The organism is Nocardioides sp. S-1144, assembly GCF_005954645.2.
In the GTDB taxonomy this organism is placed as follows: domain Bacteria; phylum Actinomycetota; class Actinomycetes; order Propionibacteriales; family Nocardioidaceae; genus Nocardioides; species Nocardioides dongxiaopingii.
Window position 1 is genome coordinate 2,459,357 of the sequence record NZ_CP040695.2, and the last position, 16,531, is coordinate 2,475,887.

The window sequence follows — 16,531 nt, forward strand, 5'->3', positions numbered from 1 at the left end:
GTGGCCGCCTGTGACAGGCTGGCGCCATGGACGACGTGAGCTACGGCGTACTGGCCCTCGCCCTCACCCTGGTGTTCGGCGTCGCGACCTGGTTCGCCTACCAGCGGCGCGGGCTCGGGGCGGGGCTCAAGGGCGCCGGGATCACCCTGCTCCCCCTGGCGGCCTACCTCACCAAGACGCTCGAGATGTTCGCGCGGGTCGGCGACGCGATCGGCGACTGGGCGGTGCGGCTGGTCCTCAGCCCCGTCGTGTGGGTCGGGATCGCGGTGGCCGGGGTCGCGGTGCTCCTGTTCGGCGCCGGCCGGGTCGTCGACCGGCGCGGCGGCGGCGCGGCGCCGAGGCGGCAGCGCAAGCAGCGCGCGGGGACCGACCCGGCCGCGCTCCCCCCGACGGCGGCCGCCCCCTCGGCCGCGGCCAACCGGCAGAAGGGCGCGCCCGCGATCGACGACGACCTCGCCGACATCGAGGCGATCCTCAAGAGCCGGGGCATCAGCTGAGCGGACCCCGCGGGCCGCTCGAGACGGTCCTCGAGCTGCTCGAGGACCGGGCACCCACGCTGGGTGCCGCCCGCCTGGTCTGCGTCGACGGCCCCGGCGGCTCGGGCAAGACCACGCTCGCCCGGGCGCTCGCCGCCGCGACCGGGGCGCCCGTCGTCCACATGGACGACCTGTACGACGGCTGGACCGGCCTGGCGCACGTCGACGCCCAGCTCGCGACGCTGCTGGTCCCGCTCGCCGAGGGCCGGCCGGGCCACTACCGCCGCTACGACTGGCACGCCGGCGCGCTCGCCGAGACCGTCACCGTCGCGCCGGACGACCTGACCACCGGCCTGCTCGTCGTCGAGGGGGTCGGCTCCGGCTCGGCGACCCACACCGACCTGGCCACGGTGCTGGTGTGGGTCGAGGCCCCCCGCGGCGTGCGGCTCCGGCGCGGGATCGAGCGCGACGGCGGGCACCTGCGGGAGCAGTGGCTGGCCTGGCAGGACGCCGAGGACGCCCACCACGCGCGGCACCGCACCCGCGAGCGGGCCGACGTGCTGGTGGACGGGACCCGGCCGGCTGGGTGAGGATCGGGTCACCGTCAGCATCCATCTCGGGAGACGACCCATGACCCTGCCCGTCCACCACCGCCGCACCGCGCGGGTCCTCGTGACCGCCGGTGCCCTCGCTGCCACCGCGCTCACCGGCCTCACCGCCGTGCCCGCCGCCCGGGCCGTCGCACCGGCTGTCGCGGCCGACCGGGGCGGCCCGCCGTCCGCCACCGACGGCTTCGACGCCACCCTCACGCGCTGGGACGACGGCCGCGACTTCCGCGCCGGCGAGCTCGACGGGCTGCGGGTCCGGGGCGGCCGGCTCGAGCTCGACCGGGTCCGCACCCTCGCCGAGGTGCCCTACGTCGACCCGCACGGCGACGGGACCGGCCGCGTGTACGAGGCCGGCACCTGGACCTCGCCCGTGGTCCCCCTCGGCTACAGCACCGACGAGGCGATCTCGTCGTGGAACGCCACCACGCCGACCGGCACCTGGGTCGAGACGTCGTTCCGGGGCCGGCACACCGACGGCAGCTGGACCAGGTGGTACGTCCTGGGCCGCTGGACCTCCGGGATGGACTTCGCGGCCGGCGACATCCACCGCACCTCGCTCGACGGCCAGCGCGACGACGACGGCACGGTCTACACCGACACCTTCTCCAGCAGGACCGGCCGGGAGCCGGTGGCCTTCCAGACGCGGGTCACGCTGCTGCGCCCGGTGGGCGCCCGCACCAGGCCCAGCCTCGAGGGCGTCACGACGATGACCAGCGAGCTGGTGCCCGCCGAGGCCCCGCCGACTAGCGAGTTCACCCTGGGACGCCACGTCGAGCTGCGGGTGCCGCGGTACTCGCAGAACATCCACCGCGGCGAGTACCCCGAGTACGGCGGCGGCGGCCAGGTCTGGTGCTCCCCCACGTCGTCCTCGATGGTGATGCGGTGGTGGGGACGCCGCTTCGCCCCGAGCGCGCGCGACCTCGCCGGCATCGTCGCCCCGAACGGCGACCCGCAGGTGCCCCACGCCGCCCTCCACACCTGGGACCACACCTACGAGGGCGCCGGCAACTGGCCGTTCAACGCCGCCTACGCCCACAGCCACGGCCTCGACGCCTTCGTGACCCGGCTCCGCTCCCTGGCCGAGGCCGAGCGGTTCGTCGCCGCCGGGATCCCGGTCATCACGTCGCTGTCGTGGGACCTCGAGGAGATGCCGGAGGCCGGCTACGCCACCAACGGGCACCTGATGGTCATCGTGGGCTTCACCGCCGGCGGCGACCCGATCCTCAACGACCCGGCCTCGAGCAGCAACGAGGAGGTCCGCAACGTCTACACCCGCGAGAACTTCGAGAAGGTCTGGCAGGGCTCCACCGGCGGCGTGTCCTACGTCTACACCGCGCCCGGCACGCGGCTGCCGCGGACCGTCCCGGGGCGGACCCCCAACTGGTGAGAGCCTGGTGCCGTGCTTCCTCCCAGCGGTGACCAGTACGCGATCTCGGCCGGCGGCTACCACGCGGTGGTCACCGAGAGCGGTGGCGCGCTGCGCTCCCTGACCCACGACGGCCGGGCGCTCGTCGACGGGTTCGGCGAGGACGAGATGTCCTCCGGCGGCCGCGGTCAGCTGCTGGTGCCGTGGCCCAACCGGATCCGCGACGGGCGCTACTCCTTCGGCGGCCACGACCTCCAGCTGCCGCTCACCGAGCCGAAGCGGCACCACGCCTCACACGGGCTCGCACGCTGGGTGGCGTGGAGCCTCGAGGAGCACACGGCGTCGTCGGTGACGCTGCGCTACCGGCTGATGGCGCAGTCGGGGTACCCGTGGACCCTCGACCTGCACGTCGTCCACGACCTGTCCGCCGACGGGCTCACCGTCACCCAGTCGGCCACGAACCTGGCCGCCACCCCGGCGCCGTACGCCTCGGGCGCGCACCCCTACCTCACCGTCGGCGACGGACCGGTCGACGACTGGGAGCTGGCGCTGCCCGCGGCCACCCGGTCGGTCACCGACGACGCGCTGATCCCGGTCGGCCGCGAGCCGGTGGGGGGCACCGCCCACGACTTCCGGACGCCGCGCCGGCTGGGCGACCTCGAGCTGAACACCGCCTTCACCGACCTCGAGCGCGACGGGCGCGGCGAGGCCACCGTCGTCCTGCGCGACCCGGCGACCGGTCGCGGGGTCGCGCTGTGGGCCGACGCCGGCGTCCGGTGGTTCCAGCTCTACACCGCCGACGACGTGCCCGCGACCGCGCGGCGCTCGATGGCCGTCGAGCCGATGACCGCGAACGCCGACGCGTTCCGCAGCGGCGACGACCTGCTCACCCTCGAGCCGGGCGGCGACGTCTCAGTGACGTGGGGGATCCGCGCGGTCGACGAGGAGTCGTAGCTGGCGCACGGCCTGCCGGGCCCGGGCGCCGTCGGAGCCCTGGATGCCCATCACCGACGCGGTGGTGCCGTCGGCCAGGTCGAGCACGGCCCAGGGCGCGCCCGGGTTGAGCCGGACCGCGACGATCTCGGCCCAGGCGTAGACCCGTCGGCGGTAGCCGTTGACCACGACCAGGCCCTCCTCGCGCGCCTCGGCCCGGCAGCGGGCCAGCGCGTAGAGGCAGGCGAAGCCGAGCAGGTACATCGCGATCACCGTGCCGCGCTGCAGCCAGGTGACCGCGTCGCGGGTCTCCTGGTCGAACCCGACGAACCACAGCAGCGCGGTGATGACGAACAGCGAGCCGCCACCGGCGATCCCCGCGATGCGGGGGCCGAGGGGGCGCCAGGTCACGGGGAGCGCCGGGAGGCCGGCGGCCCCCGGCTGCTCAGAGCCGGCAGGCATGGATGTCGGTGAGCAGGATGCCGCGGGCGCCGAGGTCGTAGAGCTCGTCCATCAGCCGCTGGGAGCCGTCGCGGGGCACCATGGCGCGGACCGCGAACCAGCCGTCCCGGCTGAGCGGGGCGATCGTCGGGCTCTCGATGCCGGGGGTGAGCCGCATCGCCGCCTCGAGGTCGGCCTCGGCGACGTCGTAGTCCATCATCACGTAGCTGCGCGCGACCAGGACGCCCTCGACCCGGCGCCGGAAGACCTGGAACCCCTCCGGCAGCGCGGTCCCGTCGGCGCCGGCGCGGGTGATCAGCACCGCCTCGGACTGCAGGATCGGCTCGCCGAAGGTCTCCAGCCCGGCCTGGCGCAGCGTCGACCCGGTCTCGACGACGTCGGCGATCACGTCGGCCACCCCGAGCTGGATGCTCGACTCGACCGCGCCGTCGAGCCGCGTCACCGTGGCCTCGAGGCCCCGCTCGTCGAGGAAGGCCTGCACCACGCCGACGTAGGAGGTGGCGATCCGCGTGCCGGCGAGCTGCTCGAGGTCGGTGAAGCGGCCCTGCGGCCCGGCGAAGCGGAAGGTGCTGCGCCCGAAGCCGAGGGTGAGTGCCTCCTGCGCCTGGGCGCCGGAGTCGCGGAGCAGGTCGCGGCCGGTGATGCCGACGTCGAGGGTGCCCTCGCCGACGTACAGCGCGATGTCGCGGGGGCGCAGGTAGAAGAACTCGACGCCGTTCTCGGGGTCGGAGAGCGTCAGCTGCTTGCTGTCGTCGCGCTGCCGGTAGCCCGACTCACGCAGGATGTCGGCGGCGGCGGTCGCCAGCGACCCCTTGTTGGGGATGGCGATCTTGAGGGTCATGGGGTTCCTGTCACAGGTGGGCGTAGACGTCCTGGAGCGAGATGCCGCTGGCGATCATCAGCACCTGGGCGTGGTAGAGCAGCTGGCTGATCTCCTCGGCCGTGCGCTCCCTGCCCTCGTGCTCGGCGGCCATCCAGGACTCGGCGGCCTCCTCGACCAGCTTCTTGCCGATGGCGTGGACGCCGGCGTCGAGCTCGGCGACGGTGCCGGACCCCTCGGGTCGCGTGCGGGCCTTCTCGGTCAGCTCGGCAAACAGCCCGTCGAACGTCTTCACGGGAGGTCAGCCTACGGGCGGCCGATCCCGCGCAGCACACGGGCGGTGGCGAGGGCCGCCGACGTCGCCTCGTAGCCCTTGTCCTCCACCGAGCCCTCGAGCCCGGCACGGTCCAGCGCCTGCTGCTCGGTGTCGCAGGTCAGGACGCCGAAGCCGACGGGCACCTGGTGGTCGAGGGCGACCCGGCCCAGGCCGTCGGTGGCGGCGGTGCAGACGTACTCGAAGTGCGGGGTGCCGGGATGACGACGCCGAGGGCCACGACGGCGTCGTAGCCCCGGGCGGCCAGCGCCGCGGCGGCGACCGGCAGCTCGAACGTACCGGGGACGCGGACCACGACGGAGTCCTCGACCCGGTGGTCGGCCAGCGCCCGGCGGGTGCCGGCGAGCAGGCCGTCCATGACGACGGTGTGCCAGCTGGCCGCGACGACGGCGACGCGCAGGTCGTGGCCGTCGAACGGCTCGTCGAGGGGTGCTCCCGTGTCCGGCCATCAGAGGTTTCCTTCCATCGGGTCGAGCGGGTCGGGTCCGTCGAGACCGGGGATGCCCAGGTCGGGCAGGTGGTGGCCCATCCGGTCGCGCTTGGTCAGCAGGTAGGCGATGTTGTGGTCGTTGGGGTGCGGCGTGAGCGGGACCCGCTCGGCGACCGGGACGCCGTACAGCTCGAGGTTCTCGACCTTGTCGGGGTTGTTGGTCAGCAGCCGCACCGACTCGATCTTGAGGTCCTTGAGGACCTGCGTGGCCGTGCCGTAGTGGCGCGCGTCGGCCGGGAGCCCGAGGTCGAGGTTGGCGTCGACGGTGTCGCGGCCGCCGTCCTGGAGCTGGTAGGCCTGCAGCTTGGCGACCAGCCCGATCCCCCGGCCCTCGTGGCCGCGCAGGTAGACGACCACGCCGCGGCCCTCCTCGACGATCCGCTCCAGCGCCTCGTCGAGCTGCGGCCCGCAGTCGCAGCGGCTGCTGCCGAAGACGTCGCCGGTGAGGCACTCGGAGTGCACGCGGGTCAGCACCGGCTCGGGTCCGGTGAGCGAGTCGGCGCCGTCGGTGCCGTAGACCAGCGCGATGTGCTCGGAGCCGTCGGTGCTGACGCGGTAGCCGTAGGCGGTGAAGTCGCCGAAGCGGGTCGGCAGCCGGGTCTCGGCGACCCGCTCGACGAGGTTCTCGTGGCGCCGGCGGTAGCGGACGAGGTCCTCGATGGAGATCATCGCCAGCCCGTGCTCGTCGGCGAACTCGCGCAGCTCGGGGGCCCGCTTCATCGTGCCGTCGTCGTTGACGACCTCGACCAGGACGCCGGCGGGGGTCAGCCCGGCCAGGGTGGCGAGGTCGACGGCGGCCTCGGTGTGCCCGCGCCGGTTCAGCACGCCGCCGTCGCGGTAGCGCAGCGGGAAGACGTGCCCGGGCCGGGTGAGCTCCCACGGCTCGGTCGCCGAGTCGGCGAGCACCCGCGCGGTGTGGGCGCGGTCGGCGGCGCTGATGCCGGTGCTGACCCCGTCGCGGGCGTCGACCGAGATCGTGTAGGCGGTGCGCAGCTTGTCCTTGTTGTGCGGCGTCATCAGCGGGATCTCGAGCCGGTCGAGCATCGGGCCCGGCATCGGCACGCAGATCACGCCGCTGGAGTGCCGGATCGTGAACGCCATCAGCTCCGGCGTCGCCTTGCTGGCGGCGAAGATGAGGTCGCCCTCGTTCTCGCGGGTCTCGTCGTCGACGACGACGACGGCCTTTCCGGCCGCGATGTCGGCGATCGCCCGCTCGACGCTGTCGAGCCGGACGGCCGGGCCGCTGGTCGGGCCGGTGGTCGGGCCGGTGGTCGGGGTGCTCACGTGAGTGCTCCTTTTCGGGGGTGGCCCCCGTGGTTGTCGACGGAGGCGGCGACGGGCTCGACCCGTCGTCCGACGCGCCACCAGGTGACGAGGCCGGCAACCACGAACACCGCGTAGAACAGGTACATGCCGGCGGTCGGGTAGTAGCCGGCCCGGACCAGGCTGGTCACGCCGACGACGTCGACGAGCAGCCAGACCACCCAGAACTCGGTCAGCCCGCGGGCCATGCCGTAGGTGGCCAGCATCGAGCCGGCCAGGATCCACGCCTCGGTCGCCACCCCCCACGAGCCGATCCGCTGGAGCGCCACGTAGGCCACGGCGTACCCGACGACGCCCAGGGCGAGCAGGCCGAGCCGCTCGGTGCCGGTGGCCCACCGGGGCGCCACCGCCCCGCCGTCGCTGGCCCCGCCCTCGCGGCGCGCCGCCGACCAGCGGCGCCAGCCGTAGATGCTCACCGCCGCGAAGAACACCTGGCGGCCGGCCTGGCCCCACAGCGGCTCGCCGGCGACCCCGCCGAGCTCGCCGGAGACGAAGACGGTGAAGAGCAGGACGTTGCCGACCAGGCCGACCGGCCAGGCCCAGATCAGCCGGCGCATCCCCAGCAGCGCGCTGGCCAGGCCGAAGCCGTTGCCGACGACCTCGCGCACGGCGAGGGCGCCGTCACCGACCGGGATCGTGCCGTGCAGCAGCCACTCGAGCGGGCTCACGGGGTCACCGTCCCCGCGGTGTCGCGCCAGGCGAGCAGCCGCTCGACGTGCTTGGCGAGGACGTCGACCTCGAGGTTGACCCGGTCGCCCGGCTGCCGCGTGCCGAGCGTCGTGCGGGCGAGGGTCTCGGGGATCAGGCTGACGGTGAACCGGTCGGTGCCGGCCTCGACCACGGTCAGGCTGATGCCGTCGACGGCGATCCACCCCTTGTCGACGAGGTAGCGACCCAGGTCGGCGGGCAGTGAGACCTCGACGACCTCCCAGTGCTCGCTGGGCGTGCGGGACAGGACCTCGCCGACGCCGTCGACGTGGCCCTGCACGATGTGGCCGCCGAGCCGCTTCTCGGCGGTGACGGCGCGCTCGAGGTTGACCTGGTCCCCGGGGCGGACGCCGTGCAGCGACGTCTTGTCGAGCGTCTCCTGCATGACGTCGGCGGTCCACGTGGTGTCGGTGCGCTCGGCGATGGTCAGGCAGCAGCCGTTGACCGAGATCGAGTCGCCGAGGCCGGCGTCCTCGAGCACGGTGGCGGCGCGCACGGTGAGGCGGATGGCGTCGCCCTGGTCCTCGACGGCCTCGATGGTGCCGAGCTCCTCGACGATTCCGGTGAACATGTCAGTCCTTCCTTCGTGGCGCGGGGGTGCTCGGGGCACGGGGGGTGAGGGTGAGGCGGACGTTCGGCTCCTCGCCGTCGATCCCCGGCAGCACGGTGACGTCGGCGACCACCGGGCGGAACGCCTGGTCGATCCCGGTGATTCCGAGGTCGCCGACGGCCGACCGCCCGGCACCGAGCAGCACCGGCGCGACGTAGGCGACGATCTCGTCGACCAGGCCGGCCCGCAGGAAGGCGGCGGCCAGCGTCGGCCCGCCCTCCAGGAGCACGTGCTGGCGGCCGCGGGCGCCCAGGTCGGCCAGCGCCACGTGGGGGTCGCGGGTGCGGAGGTGGACGGTCTCGGCGTCGTCGTTGAACACGCGGCGGGCCGGGTCGAGGCCGCGCTCCCCCATGACGGCGCGCAGGGGCTGCACGTCCAGCGCGACGCCGTCCTCGTCGCGGACGGTGAGCAGCGGGTCGTCGACGGCGACGGTGTTGGTGCCGACCAGCATGGTGTCGCACAGGGCGCGGAGGCGGTGGGTGTCGAGCCGCGCGGCCCGGCCGGAGACCCAGCGCGAGGTGCCGTCGGCGGCGGCGCTGCGTCCGTCGAGGGTCGCGGCGAACTTCCAGGTGACGAACGGGCGCTGCTCGCGCAGGGCCACCCGGTACACCTCGGCCAGCCGGGCGGCCTCGTCGGCGAGCAGCCCGGACTCCACCTCGATGCCGGCCGCCTCGAGCGCGGCGCGACCGCCCGCGGCCACCGGGTTGGCGTCGGCCTCGGCGTACACGACCCGGCGCACGCCGGCGCGGACGAGCGCCTCGGTGCAGGGACCGGTGCGACCGGTGTGGTGGCACGGCTCGAGGGTCACCACCGCGGTCGTGCCGCGCGCCGCGGCCCCGGCCCGGGCCAGGGCCTCGGCCTCGGCGTGCGGGGTCCCGGGGCCGCGGTGGTGGCCCTCGGCGACCGTGCGGCCGGCGTCGTCGAGCAGGACGCACCCGACCCGGCGGGTGTCGGCGACCATCGGGACGCCGGGCGTCGCGGCCAGCACCAGCGCGCGGCGCATCGCCGCGTGCTCGGCCGCGCGGGTGTCGCCCATGTCGTCTCCGGTCCGGTCGGGCTCACGGACTCCGGGGACGACGGTCGCGGACGGTCCCGAGGCTCGGGCGACGTCGGCGAACCACTGCGTGCGCTTACCATCCGGACTTTCACCGTCGGTCCAGGAGTTCCACCTGGTCAACCGCTCACTGGAGGTGAGCGGGTCGCGGACTGTCACCGCCGGCTCGGAATTGCACCGACCCCAGAGCACGCGAGCGAAGATGCTGCTTTGTTCACTCGTCGGCTCGAGTTTGCCACACACCCGGGTCCTCGGCGGTGTGGGCCACCTCACGCCGGGCCCGGCGGCCGGGACGCCGGTCGGCGTCGTCCTCGGCGTCGCCGGCGCGGCCGGCGTGGCGGTTCGCGTCGAGCAGGCAGAGCACGCCCAGGTAGGCCCAGCCGACCCACAGCGGCCACGGCAGCGCCGAGATCGCCGTCACCGCGGCCAGCACGCCCCCACCCACCAGCCACCCGCGGACCCACGGGTCGTCCCCGACCCGTTCGACGTCGTCCATGGCACGAGTCTGGTGGTTGATGGCGGGTTAGACAACTAAGCCACGCGAGTTACGCGGCATCCAGATCCGCGCAATTGCCGCAGATTGCTCGGGTTTCGTGTCCCCGACCGAGCCAGTCGCGGCAATTGCGCGGATCTGGCCGCTCACAGCCGCGGGTCGACCGGCTCACTCTCGAGCGCGAGCACGGCGAAGGCGAGCTGGTGCACGCGCCACAGCGGCTCGCCGGCGACGAACGCGGCGAGGGCGTCGACACCGAGGCCGTGCTCGCGCAGGGCGAGGGACTGCTTGCGGCCCAGGTTGCGCTGGCGCAGGACGTCGAGGGCGTCGGTGTAGTCGGGGCCGTAGATGATCCGCAGGTACTCGCGGCCGCGCACCTTGAGCCCGGGCTGCACCCGCCGGTCCTCGGGACCAGGCATCGAGGCCGGCTTCACGACCATGCCCTCGCCGCCGGTCCCCCGCGCGTCGGTGAGGTCGAGCCACCAGCGGGTGGCGGCGTCGCGGTCGGCGTCGGAGGCCAGGTCGACCGCGATGCTCCGCGTCGGGGTGAGGAACGAGCCGGCGCCACCGGTCAGGCGCCCCAGCACGTCGAGGTGCCAGGCGTGCGGCTGCTCGAGGGCCAGGGTGCGCCCCTCGGCGGCCAGCACCTGGAACGGCGCGAAGCGGACGCGCTCGACCGGGTCGGCCGGGTGGCCGGCGGCGGGCTCGCAGTAGCGCGCGTAGGCGTCGCGGAACGCCCGGGCGTGGTCGAGCCGGCGCGACGTGCGCCCCGCCAGCTCGGCCAGCCTGGCCGTCGCGGTGTCGTCGAGGCCCCGCGCGGTCGCGGCGGCGAGCAGGTCGCCGGCCACCGGCAGCGCCGTGCGGGCGGCGGCGCCGACCGAGGCGTACTGGTCGCGGATCAGTCCGAGCGCCTTCGCCGACCAGGGCAGCAGCTCGCCGTCGAGCGCCAGCCAGTCGGTGTCGAGCTCGTCGAACAGCGGCGCGACGGCGTCCCGGACCCGCGCCACCAGCGCCTCGTGCTGGGCGCGGTCGGGGAAGAAGGGGCGCCCGGTGCGGGTGTGCACCGCGCCGGAGGTGCCGTCGTCGAGGCCGAAGCGGCGCGCGGCCACGGCGGCGTCGCGACACACGACGGCGATCGCGCGCGACCCCATGTGCTTCTCCTCGCAGACGACGTGGGTGACGCCGGCACGGGCGTAGGCCGCGAAGGCCTCCGAGGGGTGCTCGAGGTACCCCTCGACCGACGACGTCGGCGCCGGGGCCATCGTGGGCGGCAGGTGGACCAGCCAGCGCGGGTCGACCGCGAACCGGCTCATCACCTCGAGCGCGGCGGCGGCGTTCTCCTCGGGCACCTTGACGCGCCCGGCGCGGGTGGTCTCCAGCCAGCGGGTGCCGGCGACGTCGTCGAGGCGCAGCGTGCCCGGCACCCGCGGCGTCTCCGCACCGGTGGCCCCCTCGGCGGCCAGCGGCCGCACCGGGGCGTACCACTCGCGCTCGGCCGGGACGGCGACGAGCTCGCGCTCGGGGTACCGCAGCGCCGTCAGCGCGCCACCGAAGACGACGCCGGTGTCGAGGCAGATCGTGTTGTTGACCCACTCGGCGCTCGGCACCGGCGTGTGGCCGTAGACGACGGCGGCCGCCCCGCGGTACTCCTGGGCCCACGGGTAGCGCACCGGGAGGCCGAGCTCGTCGGTCTCGCCGGTCGTGTCGCCGTAGAGCGCGAAGCTGCGGACCCGGCCCGACGAGCGACCGTGGTAGGCCTCCTTGAGCCCGGCGTGGGCGACGACCAGCCGGCCGCCGTCGAGGACGTAGTGGCTGACCAGCCCGTCCATGAACGACAGCGCCGCCGCGCGGACGTCGGCGGGCTCGGCGGCGAGCTGCTCGAGCGACTCCCCCAGCCCGTGGGTGACCTGCACGTCGGCGCCCTCGAGCGCGCGCACCAGCTTGGCCTCGTGGTTGCCGGCGACGCACAGCGCGTCGCCGGCCGCGACCATCCCCATCACCAGGCGCAGGACGCCGGGGGTGTCGGGACCGCGGTCGACGAGGTCGCCGACGAACACCGCCGTGCGGCCGTCGGGGTGGTGCGCCCCGTCGTCGCGGACGTCGTAGCCCAGCGTGGCCAGCAGGGTCCGCAGCTCACCGGCGCAGCCGTGGACGTCGCCGACCACGTCGAAGGGGCCGGTGAGGTCGCGCCGGTCGTTCCACGAGCGCTCGCGGCCGAGGGTGACCGACTCGACCTCCTCGACGCCGTCGAGCACGTGGACGCGCCGGAACCCCTCGCGCCGCAGGCCCTTGAGCGAGCGCCGGAGGTCGCGGTGCTGGCGGGTGACGACGTGGCTGCCGAACGTGCGGTCGGGCCGGGCGGCGTTGCGGCGCACCGCCTCGGCCTCGGGGACGTCGAGCACCACCGCGTCGACGAGGACGTCGTGGTCCTTGGCCAGCCGCACCAGCTGGGCGCGGGCGTCCTTCTGCACGTTGGTCGCGTCGACGACGGTGAGCAGGCCGCGGCGCAGCCGGGTGGCGACGATGAAGCCCAGGACCGCGAAGGCGTCCTTCGTCGCGGACTGGTCGTTCGGGTCGTCGGCGACCAGGCCGCGGCACACGTCGCTCGACACGACCTGCGTGGGCAGGAAGTGGCGGGCGGCGAAGGTGGACTTGCCGCTGCCGGAGATGCCGACGAGCAGCACGAGGCCCACCTCGGGCACGTTGATCCGGCGTCCCTCCTCAGCCACGGGTGAACACCGCCAGCTGGGTCGGCGCGCCCAGGGTCTCGTCGGGCTCGCCGACGCCCCGGTGCTCGACGGTGTAGCCGTGGGTGCCGGCCACCCGTTCGCACCAGGCGGCCAGCTCGGCGCGGGTCCACTCGAAGCGGTGGTCGGGGTGGCGCATCCCGGTCAGCTCCGGGTAGCGCACGTTGTACTCGGCGTTCGGGGTGGTGACCACGACGGCGGCCGGGGCGGCCGCACCGAACACCACGTGCTCCAGCGCCGCGAGCCGCGACGGGTCGACGTGCTCGACGACCTCCATCAGGACGGCGGCGTCGTAGCCGCCGAGCCGCGGGTCCTCGTAGGTGAGCGCGCCCTGGAACAGGGTCACCCGCTCGGCCTGGCGCTCGCTCATCGACTCCAGGCGCAGCGCCCGGGCCGCCTGCTCGAGGGAGCGCGACGACACGTCGACGCCCGCGATCCGCGTGAACCGGTGCTCCTCGACCAGCGCCCGGAGCAGGGCGCCGCCGCCGCAGCCGAGGTCGACGACCGACGTGGCCCCGACGTCGAACAGGGCGCGGACGACGGCGTCGCGGCGCAGCGCGGCGAGCGGCGCCCGCCGTGGCTCGGCGTCGGGGACCGGCCCGTCGTCGGGCACGCCGCCGTCGGGCCGGTCGTCGAGCTCGGCCAGCCGGGCCAGCGCGGCGCGGGTGAGCGTCGTCCGGGCGAGGTAGCGGCGGGTGACGAGCTCGCGCTCGGGGTGGCGGGTGAGCCAGTCGCCCCCGGAGCGCAGCAGCTTGTCGATCTCGTCGGGGCCCTGCCAGTAGTGCTTGGCCTCGTCGAGCACCGGCAGCAGCACGTGCAGCTGGCTCAGGGCGTCCGCGAGCCGCAGGTGGCCGGTGATCGTCAGGTCGACGTAGCGCGAGTCGCCCCACTCGGGGAACGCCGGGTCGAGGGGCACCGGGACCGCGGTGACGGCCCAGCCGAGCGGCTCGAAGAGCCGGTGCGCGATGTCGGGGCCGCCCCGGCAGGGCAGCACCGGGATCCGGACCTCGAGCGGGATCGGGCTGTCGGCGAGCTCCTGGCGCGCCGCGCAGCGCCCCGCCCGGGCGGTGCTGAAGACGTCGGCGACCGCGACGCCGAGCAGGGACGACGCCGCGTAGGGCCGGTCGTTGACGTACTGCCCGAGGCTGAAGTCGGGGCTGTCGCGCCCGCGGGTGCGGGCCATGCGGACCGGGTCGATCTCGAGGAGCACCGCCACGGTGCAGCGGGCGTCGTCGGCCTCGGGGTAGAAGACGGTCGCGGTGCCGAAGGACTGCACGAACTGCTGGACCCGCTCCGGGTGCTTGTGGAGCAGGTGGCCGAGGTCGGTCGCCGGCCCCGGGGCCGGCCCGGTGTCCCTGGCGGTGGTCGTGACGGTGAGCAGCACCCGCACAGTCTGCCCGCCGCGACGGCGCCCGTCGCGCGAGTTCGGCGGCCCCCGGCCTCCCTCAGGCGGCGCGGCCGTAGAGGGCGAGCACCCGCGTCTGCCGGTCCTCCTCGGCGCCGACCAGGATCATGTCGAAGGCGCCGTCGAGGTAGAGCTGCTCGCCGGCGTCGACGGCGAAGGCGGTGAGGAAGTCCAGGACGACGTCGTCGAGGTCCGCGCGCATCCCGCGCGCCCGCGCGACGTCCCAGGCGTGCAGGGTCAGCTCGAGGGCGTCGATCAGCGCCCGGGGCTGCCGGGTCAGGTGCTCCTCGTAGGTCGCGAGCAGGTCGGCGGAGTCGGAGACGATGCCGGCCTGCGCCAGCACGGCGGCGTGGTTGTCGGCGACGTGGGTGACGACGTCCGAGATCGTCCAGCCCGGGCACGAGGGCACCGTGAGCACCAGCTCGGGGGCGGACAGGTCGGCGGTCGCGGCCCGGAACAGCGCGGCGCCGCGGGCGTAGGCGGTCACCGGGCCTCCCCCGCCGCCGGGACGGCCGACTCGGCGCGCTCGCGGAGGGCGGCGACCATCGCGTCGGGGTCGTCGGCGGAGTAGACGGCACTGCCGGCGACGAAGACGTCGGCGCCGGCCGCGGCGCAGCGCTCGATGGTCTCCAGCGAGACCCCGCCGTCGACCTGGAGCCAGGTCTCGAGGCCGTGCTTCTCGACCAGCGCGCGGGCGCGGCGGATCTTCGGCAGCACGAGGTCGAGGAACTTCTGGCCGCCGAAGCCAGGCTCAACCGTCATCAGCAGCAGCATGTCGAGCTCGGGCAGCAGGTCCTCGTAGGGCTCGACCGGGGTCGCCGGCCGCAGCGCCATGCTGGCCCGGGCGCCCTGGGCGCGGATCTCGCGGGCCAGCCGCACCGGCGCACTCGCCGCCTCGACGTGGAAGGTCACCGAGCCGCAGCCCGCCTCGACGTAGGCCGGTGCGTGCCGGTCGACGTCGGCGATCATCAGGTGCGCGTCGAGCGGGGTGCTGGTGCTGCGCGCCAGCGCCTCGACCATGGTCGGCCCGAAGGTCAGGTTCGGCACGAAGTGGTTGTCCATCACGTCGACGTGCACCCAGTCGGCGCTGCCGATCCGGGCGACCTCGGCGCCGAGGGCGGCGAAGTCGGCGTTGAGGATGCTCGGCGTGATCTGGACGTGTCCCACGGCAGGCAACCCTACGGCGCCGTCCGGCGCACCGCTCCCCTCCCTCAGGCGGGGACGTCGGGGTCGAGGACGTCGAGCAGGTCACGGTACGCGCTGTCGACGTCGCCGTGGCGGGTGACGAGGCGGTGGACGTGCGGCCGGGCGGCCACCACGTCGGCGAGGCCGTGGGCGTGCTCGACGAGGTGCTCGACGGCGTCGTCGGGCACGCGGGACTCGACGACCGCGCCGTGCAGGACGACCTCGACGAGCTCGGCGCCGGCCTCGCGGGCGACGTCCTCCCAGCCGGCGACCAGCTCGAGCCTGCTCACCAGCTGCGGGACGACGACGTCGTAGCCCGCCTCGAGGTGGGCGCAGGCGAGCGCCAGGCCCAGGTGGCGCGCCGCCTCGGCGTGGTGGGCGGGGTCGCCGCCGATCCAGCCGCGCAGCTCGGCGTCCTCCACGCACAGGACGCCGGGGTGCTCGGCGAGGTAGCGGCGCGCGAGGGTCGACTTGCCCGAGCCGGGCATGCCGTTGAGCAGGACCAGCCGCGGGCGGCTCACCCGCCGTCCCCGCCGGTGTCGCCGGTGTCGTCGGGCTCGTCGGGCACGGGGGCGCCGGACGCCTCGTCGCGCTCGGCCCACTCCAGCAGCGGGGCGATGTCGAAGGTCTGCCCGGGGTCGTCGATGTCGGCGTGCAGGTCGCCGAGGGCGGCGAAGCGCTCCGGCATCGTGAAGATGGTGAAGTCGTGCGGGTCGGCGTCGTCGATCTCGTCCCAGCGCACCGGCGCCGAGACGCGGGCGTCGGCGAGTCCGCGCACGGAGTAGGCCGCCGCGATGGTGTGGTCGCGGGCGTTCTGGTTGTAGTCGACGAAGAGGTGGTGCGGGTCGCGGTCCTTGCGCCACCAGGTCGTCGTGACGTCGTCGGGCGCGCGACGCTCGACCTCGCGGGCGAAGGCCAGCGCGGCCCGGCGCACGGTCCGGTGGTCGTGGTCCGGGTGGATCCGGACGTAGACGTGCAGCCCGGAGCCGCCGCTGGTCTTGGGGTGGCCGACGGCCCCGAGCTCGTCGAGCACCTCGTGCGCGACGGCGGCGACCCGGCGGACCTGGGCGTAGTCGGAGAGCGGGCCCGGGTCGAGGTCGATGCGCCACTCGTCGGGCTTCTCCGGGTCCGCGCGCCGGCTGTTCCAGGGGTGGAACTCCACCGTCGACATCTGCACCGCCCAGACCACGCTGGCCAGCTCGGTGACGCACAGCTCGTCGGCGGTGCGGTTCCACCGCGGGAAGGTGAGCCGCACCGTCTCGACCCACGGCGGCGCCCCGGGCGGGATCCGCTTCTGGTGCACCTTGTCGCCGGCCAGCCCCTTCGGGAACCGGTGCAGCATGCAGGGCCGCTCGAACAGGGCGTTGACGATGCCCGGTCCGACCGCCAGGTAGTACTCGACGAGGTCGAGCTTGGTCGCGCCCGACTCGGGGAAGTAGACGCGCTCGGGGTTGCTCACCCGCACGACCCGGTCGTCGACCTCGATCTCCACGGACGGGGACTTCGATGCCACCGGT

18 protein-coding genes, 1 pseudogene and 1 riboswitch are annotated in these 16,531 nt (G+C 74.7%); of the genes and pseudogenes, 4 read left to right on the forward strand and 15 right to left on the reverse strand.

The window, feature by feature from the left end:
- Nucleotides 1-26 precede the first annotated feature (26 nt).
- The 4 genes from FE634_RS11560 to FE634_RS11575 all read left to right on the forward strand — a co-directional run bounded on the left by FE634_RS11560 (nucleotide 27) and on the right by FE634_RS11575 (nucleotide 3,404).
- The gene (locus FE634_RS11560; RefSeq protein WP_137295036.1) at nucleotides 27-497 is read left to right on the forward strand and encodes a cellulose synthase; all 471 of its coding nucleotides are present in this window, start codon (nucleotides 27-29) and stop codon (nucleotides 495-497) included.
- 161 nt (nucleotides 498-658) lie between these two features.
- Nucleotides 659-1,066 carry a uridine kinase family protein gene (locus FE634_RS11565; RefSeq protein WP_262347395.1) on the forward strand — a complete coding sequence of 136 codons (408 nt, stop codon included), beginning with the start codon at nucleotides 659-661 and terminating at the stop codon, nucleotides 1,064-1,066.
- Nucleotides 1,067-1,106: 40 nt separating this feature from the next.
- On the forward strand, nucleotides 1,107-2,471 hold the full coding sequence (locus FE634_RS11570; protein WP_138875949.1) for a C39 family peptidase: 1,365 nt from the start codon (nucleotides 1,107-1,109) through the stop codon (nucleotides 2,469-2,471).
- A 12-nt stretch (nucleotides 2,472-2,483) separates the two neighbouring features.
- Entirely contained in the window at nucleotides 2,484-3,404 is a 921-nt protein-coding gene (locus tag FE634_RS11575; RefSeq protein WP_138875950.1) for an aldose 1-epimerase family protein, read from the forward strand.
- Here FE634_RS11575 and FE634_RS11580 read toward each other — a convergent pair.
- From FE634_RS11580 to ligD, 15 genes and pseudogenes are all read right to left on the reverse strand, one after another.
- Entirely contained in the window at nucleotides 3,363-3,845 is a 483-nt protein-coding gene (locus FE634_RS11580; protein ID WP_138875951.1) for a PH domain-containing protein, read from the reverse strand. The two genes, FE634_RS11575 and FE634_RS11580, sit on opposite strands and share 42 nt — an antisense overlap.
- Entirely contained in the window at nucleotides 3,829-4,686 is an 858-nt protein-coding gene (hisG, locus tag FE634_RS11585) for an ATP phosphoribosyltransferase (RefSeq protein WP_137295040.1), read from the reverse strand. The genes FE634_RS11580 and hisG overlap by 17 nt, the downstream gene beginning before the upstream one ends.
- 10 nt (nucleotides 4,687-4,696) lie before the next feature.
- The gene (locus tag FE634_RS11590; RefSeq protein ID WP_137295041.1) at nucleotides 4,697-4,960 is read right to left on the reverse strand and encodes a phosphoribosyl-ATP diphosphatase; all 264 of its coding nucleotides are present in this window, start codon (nucleotides 4,958-4,960) and stop codon (nucleotides 4,697-4,699) included.
- Nucleotides 4,961-4,971: 11 nt separating this feature from the next.
- Nucleotides 4,972-5,357 (reverse strand): annotated as a pseudogene (gene ribH, locus FE634_RS11595) (6,7-dimethyl-8-ribityllumazine synthase).
- Nucleotides 5,358-5,447: 90 nt separating this feature from the next.
- Nucleotides 5,448-6,773, reverse strand: coding sequence for a bifunctional 3,4-dihydroxy-2-butanone-4-phosphate synthase/GTP cyclohydrolase II (locus FE634_RS11600; protein ID WP_137295042.1), 1,326 nt, complete (start codon nucleotides 6,771-6,773; stop codon nucleotides 5,448-5,450).
- Entirely contained in the window at nucleotides 6,770-7,480 is a 711-nt protein-coding gene (locus FE634_RS11605) for a nicotinamide mononucleotide transporter family protein (protein ID WP_222847572.1), read from the reverse strand. The genes FE634_RS11600 and FE634_RS11605 overlap by 4 nt, the downstream gene beginning before the upstream one ends.
- Nucleotides 7,477-8,091 (reverse strand): riboflavin synthase, encoded by a 615-nt coding sequence (locus tag FE634_RS11610; protein ID WP_148240609.1) that lies wholly within the window; start codon nucleotides 8,089-8,091, stop codon nucleotides 7,477-7,479. The genes FE634_RS11605 and FE634_RS11610 overlap by 4 nt, the downstream gene beginning before the upstream one ends.
- A gap of 1 nt (nucleotide 8,092) precedes the next feature.
- Nucleotides 8,093-9,166 carry a bifunctional diaminohydroxyphosphoribosylaminopyrimidine deaminase/5-amino-6-(5-phosphoribosylamino)uracil reductase RibD gene (ribD, locus tag FE634_RS11615; RefSeq protein ID WP_262347396.1) on the reverse strand — a complete coding sequence of 358 codons (1,074 nt, stop codon included), beginning with the start codon at nucleotides 9,164-9,166 and terminating at the stop codon, nucleotides 8,093-8,095.
- A gap of 84 nt (nucleotides 9,167-9,250) precedes the next feature.
- Nucleotides 9,251-9,380: riboswitch (FMN riboswitch) on the reverse strand.
- An 18-nt stretch (nucleotides 9,381-9,398) separates the two neighbouring features.
- Nucleotides 9,399-9,680, reverse strand: coding sequence for a hypothetical protein (locus tag FE634_RS11620; RefSeq protein ID WP_148240610.1), 282 nt, complete (start codon nucleotides 9,678-9,680; stop codon nucleotides 9,399-9,401).
- A gap of 143 nt (nucleotides 9,681-9,823) precedes the next feature.
- Entirely contained in the window at nucleotides 9,824-12,406 is a 2,583-nt protein-coding gene (locus FE634_RS11625) for a polynucleotide kinase-phosphatase (protein WP_148240611.1), read from the reverse strand.
- The gene (locus FE634_RS11630; RefSeq protein ID WP_148240612.1) at nucleotides 12,399-13,808 is read right to left on the reverse strand and encodes a 3' terminal RNA ribose 2'-O-methyltransferase Hen1; all 1,410 of its coding nucleotides are present in this window, start codon (nucleotides 13,806-13,808) and stop codon (nucleotides 12,399-12,401) included. Before FE634_RS11630 ends, FE634_RS11625 begins: the two co-directional genes overlap by 8 nt.
- Nucleotides 13,809-13,869: 61 nt before the next feature.
- A complete protein-coding gene (locus FE634_RS11635; RefSeq protein WP_138875956.1) occupies nucleotides 13,870-14,316 on the reverse strand; it encodes a maleylpyruvate isomerase N-terminal domain-containing protein in 447 nt (148 codons plus the stop codon).
- On the reverse strand, nucleotides 14,313-14,996 hold the full coding sequence (rpe, locus tag FE634_RS11640; RefSeq protein WP_138875957.1) for a ribulose-phosphate 3-epimerase: 684 nt from the start codon (nucleotides 14,994-14,996) through the stop codon (nucleotides 14,313-14,315). Before rpe ends, FE634_RS11635 begins: the two co-directional genes overlap by 4 nt.
- 44 nt (nucleotides 14,997-15,040) lie before the next feature.
- On the reverse strand, nucleotides 15,041-15,535 hold the full coding sequence (locus FE634_RS11645) for an AAA family ATPase (RefSeq protein ID WP_138875958.1): 495 nt from the start codon (nucleotides 15,533-15,535) through the stop codon (nucleotides 15,041-15,043).
- Nucleotides 15,532-16,527, reverse strand: a complete 996-nt coding sequence (ligD, locus tag FE634_RS11650) for a non-homologous end-joining DNA ligase (RefSeq protein WP_138875959.1) — start codon at nucleotides 16,525-16,527, stop codon at nucleotides 15,532-15,534. The genes FE634_RS11645 and ligD overlap by 4 nt, the downstream gene beginning before the upstream one ends.
- Nucleotides 16,528-16,531 lie beyond the last annotated feature (4 nt).

Excerpts from the sequence above, each read along its gene's own strand:
- FE634_RS11580 (WP_138875951.1), bottom strand. The coding sequence starts at position 3,845 with ATGCCTGCCGGCTCTGAGCAGCCGGGGGCCGCCGGCCTCCCGGCGCTC.
- FE634_RS11570 (WP_138875949.1), top strand. The coding sequence starts at position 1,107 with ATGACCCTGCCCGTCCACCACCGCCGCACCGCGCGGGTCCTCGTGACC.
- FE634_RS11560 (WP_137295036.1), top strand. The coding sequence starts at position 27 with ATGGACGACGTGAGCTACGGCGTACTGGCCCTCGCCCTCACCCTGGTG.
- FE634_RS11620 (WP_148240610.1), bottom strand. The coding sequence starts at position 9,680 with ATGGACGACGTCGAACGGGTCGGGGACGACCCGTGGGTCCGCGGGTGG.
- FE634_RS11565 (WP_262347395.1), top strand. The coding sequence starts at position 659 with ATGGACGACCTGTACGACGGCTGGACCGGCCTGGCGCACGTCGACGCC.
- hisG (WP_137295040.1), bottom strand. The coding sequence starts at position 4,686 with ATGACCCTCAAGATCGCCATCCCCAACAAGGGGTCGCTGGCGACCGCC.
- FE634_RS11610 (WP_148240609.1), bottom strand. The coding sequence starts at position 8,091 with ATGTTCACCGGAATCGTCGAGGAGCTCGGCACCATCGAGGCCGTCGAG.
- ribD (WP_262347396.1), bottom strand. The coding sequence starts at position 9,166 with ATGGGCGACACCCGCGCGGCCGAGCACGCGGCGATGCGCCGCGCGCTG.